The sequence below is a fragment of the Qipengyuania gaetbuli genome (genome assembly GCF_009827315.1).
Lineage (GTDB): Bacteria > Pseudomonadota > Alphaproteobacteria > Sphingomonadales > Sphingomonadaceae > Qipengyuania > Qipengyuania gaetbuli.
The window spans coordinates 1,122,788-1,135,184 of sequence record NZ_WTYF01000004.1 but is presented as its reverse complement, the minus strand read 5'-3'; the positions used below and the strand labels follow the sequence as shown (position 1 = coordinate 1,135,184).

Here is a 12,397-nt window from a genome sequence, read left to right as displayed (position 1 = left end):
CAGACCCTACCGCTCGTAGACCACTGCGCCGTTCACGACGGTCATCATGATGCGTCCGTTCAGCATGTCGCCCGGCCTGTCCTTCGCGAGAGCGAAGGGATCGATGTCCATCACTGTCAGATCGGCCCAGCGGCCCTGCGCGATGATGCCGGTCTCTTTCTCGCGGAAAGCGGCGTAGGCTGACCAGATCGTATAGGCGCGGATCGCTTCCTCGATGGTCACTGCCTCTTGGCCGTACCAGCCACCTTCGGGTTGCCTGTCCTTGTCGCGCCGCGTGACGGCTGCGTGGAGGCCGTAGAAGATGCTGTGATCCGACCCCGGATTATCGGCATTGAAGGTCAACATCGCGCCGCTGCGCCGCAGGGTTCGCCAGGCATAGGCGCCGAGGATACGCTCGGGGCCGAGGCGGTCTTCGGCCCAGGTCTTGTCTTCCACTGCATGCGGCGGCTCCATCGACGCGATCACGCCGAGCTGAGCGAAACGCCCCATGTCCAGCGGAGAAATTACCTGTGCGTGCTCGATCCGGTGGCGGTTGGCCTGCGTATGCGGATGCTGCCGGAATTCCGCCTCGAGTATGTCCAGCGCCTCGCGATTGCCCGCATCGCCGATCGCGTGGATGCCGGTCTGGAAGCCCGCCTGCATGGCCGTATCGTTCAGCGCGCGGTCGAAGCCGTAGCCGCTACCGCTCACCCCGCGGTGGCCGGGCTTGTCAGAGTAATCCTCCAGCAGACGCGCCCCGCGCGATCCCAGCGCGCCATCGTAATAGGCCTTTACCGAACGCGTCACGAGCATGCTGCCGGCATCGCCGTCGGGCCCGCGCGCAATCCAGCGCCGCATCAGGGGCTCGTCGCGCAGCGAGAGCATCGCATAGACCCTGATCGGAAGCTTGCTCTCGGCTTCCAGCGCCTCGAAAGTCTCCATCGAGCGCGTGTCCGCCCCGGCCTCGTGCACAGTCACGAAGCCGTCACGCGCCATCTGCATAAGCCCTGCGCGCGTCTGGCGCTTCGCGGTTTCCAGCGGGGTGGGCGGGATGGCTGCATCGAGCATGGTGGTCGCACGGTTGAGGAACAGGCCATTTGGCCGTCCGTCCGCGCCAAGCTGCATCTCACCGCCTTCGGGAACTGCGCCTGTCGCCGTGAGGCCGCCGGCATCGAGCGCCGCCTGGTTGGCCCACAATGCGAACCCGTGAAGGCTGCGCAGCACCACCGGGTGGTCGGGAACGGCCGCGCTCAGCAAGGCCTTGTCCGGATAATCGTTCGCCCAGGCGCCTTCGTCCCAGCCTGCGCCGAAGATCCATTCGCCCTTGGGCACCGATTTGGCGCGCTCAGCAACCAGGGCGACCGCCTGGGCTTCGGTCGCAACGTCTGTCAGGTCGACGGCGTCGAGCTTTGCCCCGAATTCCACCACGTGGGTATGCGAATCGACGAGGCCGGGCAGCACGGTCGCGCCTTCGAGGTCCACCACCCGCGTATCGCTTCCGCGCAGCGCCAGCGCATTACGGACGTCGCCTGCAAACACGATGCGCCCGTCATCGATCGCCACCGCTTCGGCATCGGGATGCCATTCCCCGCCGCGATAGGGGGCGTCGGCTGCGGGTTTGCCCTCTCCGTCCGGATCGCCCCACGAAAGCGTATAGACCCGCGCATTGACGAGGATGAGATCGGCAGGGTCGTCGAGCGCGGGACCGGTCGCGCAACCGGCAAGCAAAGCGCTCGCCGCGATGGTCGTCAGTGCAGCGCCTCTGGCCTGCCGTCCCCTGTTGCCCATCACGCTTCCTCCCTCGACGCCTCTCGGACGACTAGGCAGCAAGTTTTCCGCGCAAGATCAAGCGGAAGCGGTATCGAGGGCGGCCAGCACCTCGTAGCCGAGCACCGCAGCAGCGACTGCCGCGTTGAGGCTGTCGGCCCGGCCCTTCATCGGCATGGTGACGCGCAGGTCGCAGGCCATCTCGTATTCCTCGGGCAAGCCGCGGCTTTCATTGCCCACCATGACGAAGCACGGCGCGGCATAGGGCGCCCCGCGATAGGGCTGCGCGTCCCGCAGGCTGGCAGCGACCAGCTGGCCTGGACCGGTGCGCAGCCAGGCCTCGAACCCGGGCCATTCCGCCCGGGCGATCTTCTGGGTGAACACCGCGCCCATGCTGGCCCGCACCGCCTCGACGCTGAACGGGTCCGCGCAATCGTCGATGAGGATGAGGCCGCCGGCGCCGATGGCATCGCCCGTGCGCAACATGGTGCCGAGATTGCCCGGATCGCGCAGCGCCTGCGCCACCAGCCAGATGTCTGCACCGCCGCGGTCGAGCGATGCGAGCGAAGTATCGAATTCGGCAAACACGCCGGCAACCGCCTGCGGATTGTCCTTGCCGGTAATCTTGGAAAGGATGTCGGGCGATGTTTCGATCACCTCGCCGCCCGCAGCCTCCACCGCCGCTTCCAGTTCGGCAAGCAACGGGTGCGGATCGCGGGCGCTGGCAAGGACCAGCGTCTCGGGCACATGGCCGCATTCGCGCGCATCGGTCAGCAGGCGCAGGCCCTCGGCGAGGAATTTGCCGGCCGCCTTGCGGTGCTTCTTTTCGCGCAGCGCGCGCAGCGCCTTTACCGTGGGGTTGGAAAAACCGGTGATCACCCGGCGATGGTCGGGCATCTCAAGGCTCCCCGAAGCCGTCCTCCACCATGGCGGAGAGTTCGGCCATCACGCCTTCGGCATTCTCGCCCGCGACGATGATCTCGATCGTGTCGCCCTTGGCCGCGCCGAGCATCATCAGCCCGAGGATGGAGCCACCGGCAGCCTCGTTGCCGCCCTTGGCAACGCGAACCGAACAGCCGTCCGGTGCCGACGCGACCGCGCCGACGAATTTCGCGCTCGCCCGCGCGTGGAGACCGCGCTGGTTGACGACGGTGAGCTGCTTGCGGAACTCGCTCAACTTGCCTTCCGCGCGTTGCCGATTTCCTGGCCGAGAAATTCGCTGGCCACGGTGATGTAGTTGCGACCTGCGGTCTGCGCAGCGTGAACGGCATCGACGACGTTCATCGACTTGCGCGCGCCGGCAAGGCGGATGAGCATGGGAAGGTTGATACCCGCGATCACCTCGATCCGGCCGGTGTCGAGCAGCGAGATGGCGAGGTTCGAGGGCGTGCCGCCGAACAGGTCGGTCAGGATGATCGCGCCATCGCCGTCGTCGACGGTTTCGATGGCATCGGCGATATCCTTGCGCCGCTGTTCCATGTCGTCATTGGGGCCGATGCAGATAGTCGCGACGCCTTCCTGGCGGCCCACGACATGCTCCATCGCGTCGATGAAATGTTCGGCCAGCTTGCCGTGTGTAACGAGGATCATGCCGATCATGCGATGTTGGCCGTGCGCTGCTTTCCGAAGGTCTTAGATATGTCTGTCGACTATTGTCCGGCTAGGGAATCAGCGGCGCTCGAGCGGATCGGCGGGGCGGCTTCCCAGATTTCGGTGTATGACCGTGGGCGAAAATCCCGCCTCGCGCAAGACCTGAGCAGCACGTTCCGCACTGTAGACCGACCTGTGTCTCCCGCCGGTACAGCCGAACGCGATGTTCAGGTAGCTGCGGCCTTGTGCGGCGTAGCGCGGGAGGAGGTCGCGCAGGGTATCGGCGATGCGCTCGAAAGACGGGGCGAAGGCGGGATCGTTCTCGATGTGGGCGCCGACAGCCGGATCAAGCCCGGTCTGTTCGCGCAAGCCATCGATCCAATGCGGATTGTCGAGGAAGCGCATGTCGAAGACGAGGTCGGCCAGTGGCGGCATGCCGCGGGCAAACCCGAAGCTGGAGACTGTCACGGTCATGTCGCGCGCCTCGCTGTCGGCGAAGCGATCGCGCACTATTTGCTGCAACTGGTTGGTCGCGAAACCGGTCGTGTCGATGACGATATCGGCCCAGCGTCGCAGCGGTTCGAGCAGCTCGCGTTCCGCGACGATGCCGCCTGCAACCGGGCGACCGCGGGCCATCGGGTGCGGGCGGCGCGTCTCATTGTAGCGCCGCTCGATCTCGGCGGTCGCACAGTCGATGTAGAGGGTGACGAGTTCGATATCGGCCCGTTCCGACAGCGCCTTGCACTGGTCGATAATCTCGCGCGGGACGAAGCCGCGGGTGCGGGAATCGAAGCCGATGGCAAGCGGTGCGGGCTGGTCCGTTTCGGTGCCGACGAGGCCCGAGAGCAAGCGGATCGGAAAGTTGTCGATCGCCTCCCAGCCGAGGTCCTCCAGCACCTGTAGCGCAGTCGTCTTGCCCGCGCCGGACAGGCCGGTGACGAGCAGGATACGCTGGCGGGACGAGTCGCTCATGCTTGCAGCATATCATTGCTGCCGCCCTCATGAGGAAGAGCCAGGCCGTGCTTTTCCAGCGCATATTCGGCGCGCAGGGCCTGTATGGCATCGCCGGCGGTGAACGGCAGGCAGGGAACGGCCACGCCCGCAATTTGGCTCGTGCCAATCTCGAGCGGATAACGTGGCGCTTCTTCCACTACACGCAGGACGAGGGCGATCGGGGCCGAGGTGGTCGGGAGGTCGATTATCCCCACGCCGCGCACCTCCAGCTTGCCCGCTGTGTTTGGCGGAGGGGAAGCGATGGCCTGACCGCCGCTGACCTCGACCGTAATGCCGTCGTCGCCCACCAGAACGGCGCCGCGGTCGATCAGGGCGAGGGCCAGTTCGCTCTTGCCGCTTCCCGGCACGCCTTCGATCACGATGCCGCGGCCACGCACCGCAACGCAGGTCACATTGGCGATTGTCGTGCTCACCGGGCTGCCGGAAGGGTCAGTACCATGCAGGCACCGGGCGCACCGTCCGGGCGTGCTTCTGCATGGAGCGAACCGTCATGCGCTTCCGCGATGGTGCGACCGATTGCCAGGCCAAGGCCCGAGTGATTGCCAAAGTCTTCTTCCTCCGGCCGGTCGGAATGGAAGCGGTGGAACACTTTCTCGCGCTTCTCTTCCGGAATGCCCGGACCGGAATCGAGCACAGCGAGATCGACCGAACCATTGCGGCGCGACAGCGACACTTCGATGGCCCCTTCGGGCGGCGAGAAGGATACCGCATTATCGAGCAGGTTTTCGATGACGCGTTCCAGGCGGATACCGACACCCATTACGACGAAGGGCCCGTCGGACTTGAGAACCGTGACCTTGCGCCCATCGTTCTCGCCGCGCTCCTCTCGGCTGGCGACGATATTGGCAACCAGCCTGTCGAGTTCCACGCGCTCGAATTCGGCGCGGGAGAGTTCGGCATCAATACGGCTGGCGTCGGAAATCTCGGTCACCAGCCGGTCGATCCGGCGCACGTCATGCACCGCGATGTCGAGCAATTGGGCACGCAAGGTCGGGTCTTCGACCTTGCTCAGGGATTCGGTCGCGCTGCGCAAGCTGGCAAGCGGGTTCTTGATCTCGTGCGCCACGTCGGCTGCGAAGCTTTCGACCGCGTCGATGCGGTGACGCAGTGCGCCGGTCATGTCCGAGATGGCGCGCGCCAGCATCCCGATCTCGTCGCGGCGATCGGGCAGGCGCGGCACTTCGACTGCGCGGTCGCGGCCCTGCCGCACGCGGACCGCCGCCTGCACTAGCTCGCGCAAGGGCCGCACAATGGTCTGGGCTAGGAAGAAGGACAGCATGGTCGACACGGCGAGGAACAGCAGCACGATCAACGCCACCGAAGTGCGCGCGGAGCGAACGCTTTCGGTGATGTCCACCGGGTTGCGGGTCAGCAGCAGCGTATCGCCATCGAGGCCGACGGGCGCCGCCGCATTGATCACGTGCGTGCCGTCGGGAGCATCGCGCAGCACGATCTGCGTCAGACTTTCTTCCCGCGCGCGGACCAGTTCGGGCCAGGCGGAGGCCATGTCCTCTCCCGGCTCGATATAGTCGGGCAGGGCAGGCGCTCCGACGATCCGGTCGAACCAGCGGTCCATGCGCAGCGCGAATTCGCGCTGGTCGACCTCGGCCGGTTCGGGAAGATCGAAGCTGGGCGGGGCAAGGGCGAAACTGTCGGATTCGAGATTGCCGTCGGGCCCGTAGACCCTGAGGCGCAAGCGCTGCTCCTTGCCGATCTGGATCAGCAGAGCTTCCTGTCGCTGCACAGTTGCACCGGCAAGCGCTTCTGCCGTGATCTGCGCCTCGACCAGCGCGAGCTTGAACCGCTCGTCGAGCAGCTGCTTGCGGTAGCTGTCGAGATAGAGAACCCCGCCGCCCAGCAGCACCAGGGGCAGGACGTTGACGAAGAGGATGCGGCTGGTGAGCGACAGGCGGCGCGACCAGCGCAGCTTGTCGAGCCTCGGGTCGCCCCTGAGGACGCTGCCCTGTTCAGCCATCGCTGAAGCTGTAACCCGCGCCGTAAAGCGTCTCGATGGCGGAGAATGTGCCATCGACGCTGCGGAACTTGCGGCGCATGCGCTTGATATGGCTGTCCACCGTGCGGTCATCGACGAAGACATCGTCGGGATAGGCCGCGTCCATCAGCTGGTTGCGGCTCTTGATGACGCCGGGATGGAGCGCGAGCGCCTCGAGGAGGAGGAACTCGGTCACGGTTAGCGAAACCGGCCTGTCGTCCCAGGTCACGTGATGGCGTGCAGGGTCCATCCGCAGGCGACCACGCTCGATGATCTCGACGGGGCTTTCGCCAGGCTCCAGCGGAAGCGGCCGGCGTGCATCGCTGCGGCGCAGGATCGCGCGAATGCGGGCCAGCAGCAGGCGGAGCGAGAACGGCTTGGCGATGTAATCGTCGGCGCCCATCTGGAAGCCGGCTTCCTCGTCCTGCTCGTCGTCCTTGCTGGTGAGGAAGATGACCGGCAGCGAGGAGCGTTCGCGCAGGCGGCGCAGCAGTTCCATGCCGTCCATCTTGGGCATCTTGATGTCAAAGATCGCAAGGTCCGGCGGGTTGTGAAGAAGGGCGGACAACGCGGCCTCCCCGTCGGAATAGACGCGGGTGGCGAATCCTTCCGCCTGCAGCGCGATCGATACGGTGGTCAGGATGTTCCTGTCGTCGTCGACCAGCGCGATAACGGTGCGGTCGTCGGCCTGTGGGGAAGGTCCGGTGGCAGGTTCGTTTTCCATCGCCCTGTCGGGTAACGCTTTTCGCGCGGCAAGACAACGCAGGCTCTGCCCGGCCCAAGGGAAAATGGGGGTCGGCGGGTTTGACGTTGCGGAAAGGCGGGACTAAAGGCGGGTCCAAGGGCGGCGCATTCGTATGCGCCAGCGATTCCCGGACATGAAACGCTCACCAGCGCTGGAGATTTCAGTGACCTTTCCGCTTTCCCACTCGCTTGCCGCGCAGGGCATCGAGACTTCTGCCACGATCCATCCGAACCTGACTTCGGAAGAACTCACTGCAGCGGCCCTCGAACGCGGCGAAGGCCGCCGCGCGAAGCATGGCCCGCTGGTGGTGGAAACGGGCAAGCACACCGGCCGCAGCGCGAAAGACAAGTTCATCGTCCGCAATTCCGAAACCGAAAATACGGTCTGGTGGGACAACAATGCCTCGATGCAGCCGGACCATTTCGCCGCTCTCAAGGCGGACTTCATGGCTGCCGTCGCCGACAAGGGCGAGCTGTTCGTGGCCGATTTGTTCGGCGGTTCGCAGCCGGAGTACCGCGTCAACGTGCGCGTCATCAACGAGCTCGCCTGGCACAACCAGTTCATCCGCACTCTGCTGGTGCGTCCGACCGAAGCCGAACTCGACGGGTTCGTGCCGGAATACACGATCATCGACCTGCCCAGCTTCAAGGCCGATCCCGAGCGCCACGGCTGCCGCAGCGAGACGGTGATCGCGGTCAACCTGGAAGAGAAGCTGATCCTCATCGGCGGCACCAAATATGCCGGCGAAATGAAGAAGAGCGTGTTCGGCATCCTCAACTACCTGCTTCCGCCCAAGGGCGTGATGCCGATGCACTGCTCGGCCAACATCGGCCCCGATGGCAAGAGCGCGGTCTTCTTCGGCCTGTCGGGCACCGGCAAAACGACGCTGTCGGCCGATGCCAGCCGCACGCTGATCGGCGATGACGAGCATGGCTGGTCGGACACGGCGGTCTTCAACTTCGAAGGCGGCTGCTATGCCAAGATGATCCGCCTCAACCCCGAGGCCGAGCCGGAAATCTACGCCACTACGCGCATGGAAGGCACGGTCCTCGAAAACGTGGTGATGGACGAAAACGGCGAGATCGATCTCGACGACAACAGCCTCGCGGAAAACACCCGCGGTGCCTATCCGCTGTCCTCGATCCCGAATACCTCGGCCGAGAATATGGGGCCGCCGCCGTCCAACGTGATCATGCTGACCGCCGACGCCTTCGGCGTGCTGCCCCCGATCGCGCGCCTCACGCCGGACCAGGCGATGTACCACTTCCTGTCGGGTTATACCGCCAAGGTCGCTGGCACCGAAATCGGCGTGACCGAGCCGGAAGCCACTTTTTCGACCTGTTTCGGCGCGCCCTTCATGCCGCGTCATCCCTCGGTCTATGGCAATCTGCTGAAAAAGCGCATCGCTGACGGCGGCGTGCAGTGCTGGCTGGTCAATACCGGCTGGACCGGCGGCAAGTACGGCACCGGCCACCGCATGCCGATCAAGGCCACCCGCGCGCTGCTCAACGCCGCGCTCGACGGTTCGCTGAACGAGGCGGAATTCCGCAAGGACCCGAACTTCGGCTTCGAAGTTCCGATCGCGGTTCCGGGCGTCGACAGCCAGATCCTCGACCCGCGTTCGACCTGGGCCGACAAGGACGAATACGACCGCACCGCCCACAAGCTGGTGCAGCTCTTCGTCGACAATTTCGAGCCCTTCGCGGCCCATGTCGACCAAGGCGTGCGCGACGCGGCACCAGCGGCCGCCTGACCGCTACCTAGAGTTTGGAGAGGAGAGCCCCCGGGCCGCGAGTAATCGCGGACCGGGGGTTTCTTTGCCTAGCTGGCGACCTTCAATCTGAGGCCGCGGCTTCGCCAGCCTCTGCCGCGTCCAACAGGACGGGCGAGGGATACCAGGCTTCCCCCTCGGTCGATATCGCCAGCTGCGCGACGTACTGCTTTGCGCTTTCGGCAAGCTCACCGCCGTGCGGGTTTGCAGCAAGCGGCTTGAGGGTCTGGATCGCCATGGCGATCTTGCCTTGCTGGGCCTGCACGAGCGCAACATCCATCGCTAAGCCCATATCGAAGGGGGCAAGCTGCGACGCACGCTCGAGAGCCTGGAAGGCACCGTCTGTCGGGGCTTGCCCGCGATCGACGAAGCTGCGGTAATAGTAGATTAGAGGTAGCGGATGATCTTTCTCCAGCGCATTAAGCCTGGTGAAGGGTGCCATGGCCTGCCGGTAGGCGGTCGCTTCGTCGGCGGCATCGTCTGCTTGCCGGAAGAGCGCTTGACCCTTCTGAACGAGCGCATTTCTGTTTACAGGATCGAGAATCAGCGCTGCCTCCGCCGCAGCGACGGCGGCTCCATCGTTCCCTGCATCGAATTCCGCTTCGGCCAGTGCGGCCTGCACTGCCGCATCTGAGGGAAACTGCGCCGCGACCTCGCGTGCTTCCACGACCAGCGCGGCCGCTTCTTCCTCGTCCACGCCGCGTTGCGACCTCATGCGCACTGCCATCATCGCGGCTTCGCCATCGGGCAGGACGCGCAGGGTGATCGGGCTGGTCGTGATGGCGTCGGGCTGGAGAACATAGTTCATCAGCCGCTTGCGCTTAAGATATTTGTCGAGATCGCGCTGCAGCTGATCGAGATCGCCGAAGGCTTCGCGCCCGGCCTCGATCGAAGTTTTTCCATCCGCGATCAGGCGAATGTAGTGCGGGAGCTGGCCGCTGCGATCGTCGGAGAACCGCAGCATGTGGAAGAGGCCCCAGCTTCGGCCATAGAACGCGTCGTACCGCTTGCCCTTGCGCGCCTCGTAAAGGTCCGCATCGAGCAGTTCCTCCACACTGACGTCCTTGGCGTAGATCAGTTCGCTCGCGCGGTGCATCGCGGGCCTGCCGATATTGACGCTGCCGTCACCATTGAATCCTGCCGAAGCGAAGAATTCGGCGGCACCTTCCGACAGCCAGCGCGGCATGGCCTCGCGCAGGGATGAGATCAGGAAATGGTGGGCATATTCATGCAACAGAACGGTAGTCGAAAAGCTGGGATAGCCCTTTTCCTGCGTGATATCCTGAACGAAGGCGCGCGACGCACCGGCACGCGGCAAATAGAAACCGGCGATCGTCCGGCTTTCGGTCCCCGCCAGTTCGCGAATGTCGCCCTGGTCGCCGGCAACGAAGATGACCAGCCTGTTCGACGGGCTGGGGGTCGCCTGCTCCCAGCCGAGCACGACCTCGAGCGCGGAATGGTAGCGCTCCAGATCTTCCGCAAACTCGCGGATATTCCGTTCGCCGTCATCGGCATAGATGACGAAATGCTCCGAAGAAGCCTCATGCCATTTTGCGCTCGCTGGCGTTGCGAGCGCCAGAAAGGCAGTAAAAGCGATCCATTTTTTCATGCGCGACCCCTGAATATGCAAGAATGATACGAATCAGGGGCCGCAAGGCAAGCAATTCGTGACTAATTTCCTCCGGCTGCTGCAATATGACGGCCGACGTTCTTTTCCAGCACGTCCATCGGTACATTGCCGCCTAGGACCACTGCGTCGTTGAAAGCCTTGAGGTCGTAGGCGCTGCCCAGTTCCGCCTGTGCCCGTGCGCGCTGGGCGACGATGCGGCTGTGGCCCAGCTTGTATCCCGTCGCCTGGCCCGGCCAGCTGCAATAGCGGTCCACCTCGCTCTGCACCTCGTCGGGCTTGGAGCCGTTGCGTTCGACGAAGAAGCGGTTGGCCTGTTCGCGGCTCCACCCCTTGGCGTGGAGGCCGGTGTCGACGACCATGCGGCAGGCGCGGAAGGCGAGCGACTGGAGATAGCCGAGCTGGCCGACCTCGAAACCATCGTAGGCGCCCAGTTCGTCCGCCAGCTGTTCGCCATAGAGTGCCCAGCCTTCGCTGAAGGGGTTGAAGGCGAGGATCGAGCGGATCAGCGGCAGGCGGTTGGAATATTCGCCCTCCCACACGTGGCCGGGAATCGTCTCGTGATAGGTGAGGTCCGCTAGGTCGTATTTGCGGTGCAGGTCGGTCGACCTCAGGTTGATCCAGAAGCGGCCCGGGATCTTGCCGTCCTTGCTGCCCGCCCCGCCATAGGCGCCGGGCGCGCCGACCTCCTCTGCCGGAGGGATGCGCACGACTTCAAGGTTCGGATCAACCAGCGTGTTGAAGGCGCGCGGCATCTGCGCCTTTATCCAGTCGATCCGCTCGGCGATGAATTCCATGATCTGCGCGCGGCCGGCATCGCCTTCGGCAAACTTGTACCGCGGGTCTTCGGACAGCGCGGTCATGCGCGCGCCGACGCTGCCTTCGGTGTAGCCGATCTTGCGCAGGATCGGGTCCATGCGGGCGTGTAGCGCCTCGAGCTCTTCGAGGCCCTGGCGGTGCACCTCGTCGGGGCTGAGCCGTGTGGTCGTGCTCGACCGCAGAGCCCAGGCGTAGAATTCCTCGCCGCGCGGCCGAGCCGAGATGCCCGGCGCGGAGGTGGCGACACGGCGTTCGGCCTTCAGTTCTTCCAGCTGGCGCGACAGGGCTTCGGCAATCGGGCCTGTCTCCAGGGTCAGTGCGCGGTTCGCGTGGCTTTCGGGCATGCCCTTGGCATTCAGCTTGGTGCGCAGATCGTCGGCGAACAGCTCGCCCTTGCCGGCGCTGGCTAGGGTCTGCTCCATCTGGCGGATGGCCTTGTCGAGCAGGAAGTCGGGTGGCACCACGCCCATGGCGCGCGCGCTCTGGATGCGGGCCAGTTCCCCGTCGAGCGAAGCCGGAAAGGCCTCGAGCCGTTCGATATAGGCATCCGCATCATCGCCGTTCGCCACCTGGTGGGTGGACTGCATGAAGCGCGGCATGGCGAGATATTCGCCCACGTTCTGGATCACCACGTAAGGGGCGGTGCGCCAGCTGCCGACAGGTGTGTCGCCATAGGGCAGGGCAAGGCCATCGGTCGCAAGTTCATAGGCGCTCTGCACCACATCGAGATTGGTGACCGTCGTGCTGTCGAGCCCCTCGCGGCTGTAGGCGCGCACCCGCTCCAGGTCCTGCTTCAGCGTGGCAGCAAGCGCCTGTTGGCCGCCGGGGGACTGGTCCTCGATCTTGCCGCGCAGATGCGCATAGCGGCCAGTGTCGACCCCAAGTCCGGTGGCGCGTTCGGGCTCGTGTTCGAGGAGGTTGTAGGCAACCACTTCCAGCAGGCGCTCGGCGCCGATGACGCGGGCCTGCGCGATGCCGTCCGGGCGCGGCGTAAGCGTGCATCCACCTAGGGTAAGGGCGGTCGTCGCGCCAAGTCCGGCAAGGGCCTGGCGACGGGTGAGTTCGAAGCTTGTCTGGTTCATGCGCGCGGGT

11 protein-coding genes are annotated in these 12,397 nt (G+C 65.0%); 1 reads left to right on the top strand and 10 read right to left on the bottom strand.

Features of this window, described 5'->3' with window-relative positions; genetic code table 11:
- Positions 1 to 6 precede the first annotated feature (6 nt).
- From GRI42_RS07980 to GRI42_RS07945, 8 genes are all read right to left on the bottom strand, one after another.
- Entirely contained in the window at positions 7 to 1,767 is a 1,761-nt protein-coding gene (locus GRI42_RS07980; protein WP_160607851.1) for an amidohydrolase, read from the bottom strand.
- A 57-nt stretch (positions 1,768 to 1,824) separates the two neighbouring features.
- Positions 1,825 to 2,643 (bottom strand): TrmH family RNA methyltransferase, encoded by an 819-nt coding sequence (locus tag GRI42_RS07975; protein ID WP_160607849.1) that lies wholly within the window; start codon positions 2,641 to 2,643, stop codon positions 1,825 to 1,827.
- A 1-nt stretch (position 2,644) separates the two neighbouring features.
- Complete coding sequence (locus GRI42_RS07970) at positions 2,645 to 2,923, bottom strand: HPr family phosphocarrier protein (RefSeq protein WP_160607847.1); 279 nt, start codon at positions 2,921 to 2,923, stop codon at positions 2,645 to 2,647.
- The gene (locus GRI42_RS07965) at positions 2,920 to 3,345 is read right to left on the bottom strand and encodes a PTS sugar transporter subunit IIA (protein WP_160607845.1); all 426 of its coding nucleotides are present in this window, start codon (positions 3,343 to 3,345) and stop codon (positions 2,920 to 2,922) included. The genes GRI42_RS07970 and GRI42_RS07965 overlap by 4 nt, the downstream gene beginning before the upstream one ends.
- 69 nt (positions 3,346 to 3,414) lie before the next feature.
- Complete coding sequence (gene rapZ / locus GRI42_RS07960) at positions 3,415 to 4,308, bottom strand: RNase adapter RapZ (RefSeq protein ID WP_160607843.1); 894 nt, start codon at positions 4,306 to 4,308, stop codon at positions 3,415 to 3,417.
- The gene (locus GRI42_RS07955) at positions 4,305 to 4,763 is read right to left on the bottom strand and encodes an HPr kinase/phosphorylase (protein ID WP_325065313.1); all 459 of its coding nucleotides are present in this window, start codon (positions 4,761 to 4,763) and stop codon (positions 4,305 to 4,307) included. Before GRI42_RS07955 ends, rapZ begins: the two co-directional genes overlap by 4 nt.
- Positions 4,760 to 6,325, bottom strand: coding sequence for a sensor histidine kinase (locus GRI42_RS07950; protein WP_160607841.1), 1,566 nt, complete (start codon positions 6,323 to 6,325; stop codon positions 4,760 to 4,762). The genes GRI42_RS07955 and GRI42_RS07950 overlap by 4 nt, the downstream gene beginning before the upstream one ends.
- Positions 6,318 to 7,067 carry a response regulator transcription factor gene (locus GRI42_RS07945; RefSeq protein WP_160607839.1) on the bottom strand — a complete coding sequence of 250 codons (750 nt, stop codon included), beginning with the start codon at positions 7,065 to 7,067 and terminating at the stop codon, positions 6,318 to 6,320. Before GRI42_RS07945 ends, GRI42_RS07950 begins: the two co-directional genes overlap by 8 nt.
- A gap of 154 nt (positions 7,068 to 7,221) precedes the next feature.
- On the opposite strand from GRI42_RS07945, the gene GRI42_RS07940 reads away from it, so the two are divergent.
- Positions 7,222 to 8,841: a phosphoenolpyruvate carboxykinase gene (locus GRI42_RS07940; protein WP_160607837.1), complete on the top strand. Its 1,620-nt coding sequence runs from the start codon at positions 7,222 to 7,224 to the stop codon at positions 8,839 to 8,841.
- Between the two features lie 82 nt (positions 8,842 to 8,923).
- Here GRI42_RS07940 and GRI42_RS07935 read toward each other — a convergent pair whose 3' ends face one another.
- Entirely contained in the window at positions 8,924 to 10,468 is a 1,545-nt protein-coding gene (locus GRI42_RS07935; RefSeq protein ID WP_160607835.1) for a DUF1570 domain-containing protein, read from the bottom strand.
- 62 nt (positions 10,469 to 10,530) lie between these two features.
- Entirely contained in the window at positions 10,531 to 12,387 is a 1,857-nt protein-coding gene (locus GRI42_RS07930; protein ID WP_160607833.1) for a DUF885 domain-containing protein, read from the bottom strand.
- Positions 12,388 to 12,397 lie beyond the last annotated feature (10 nt).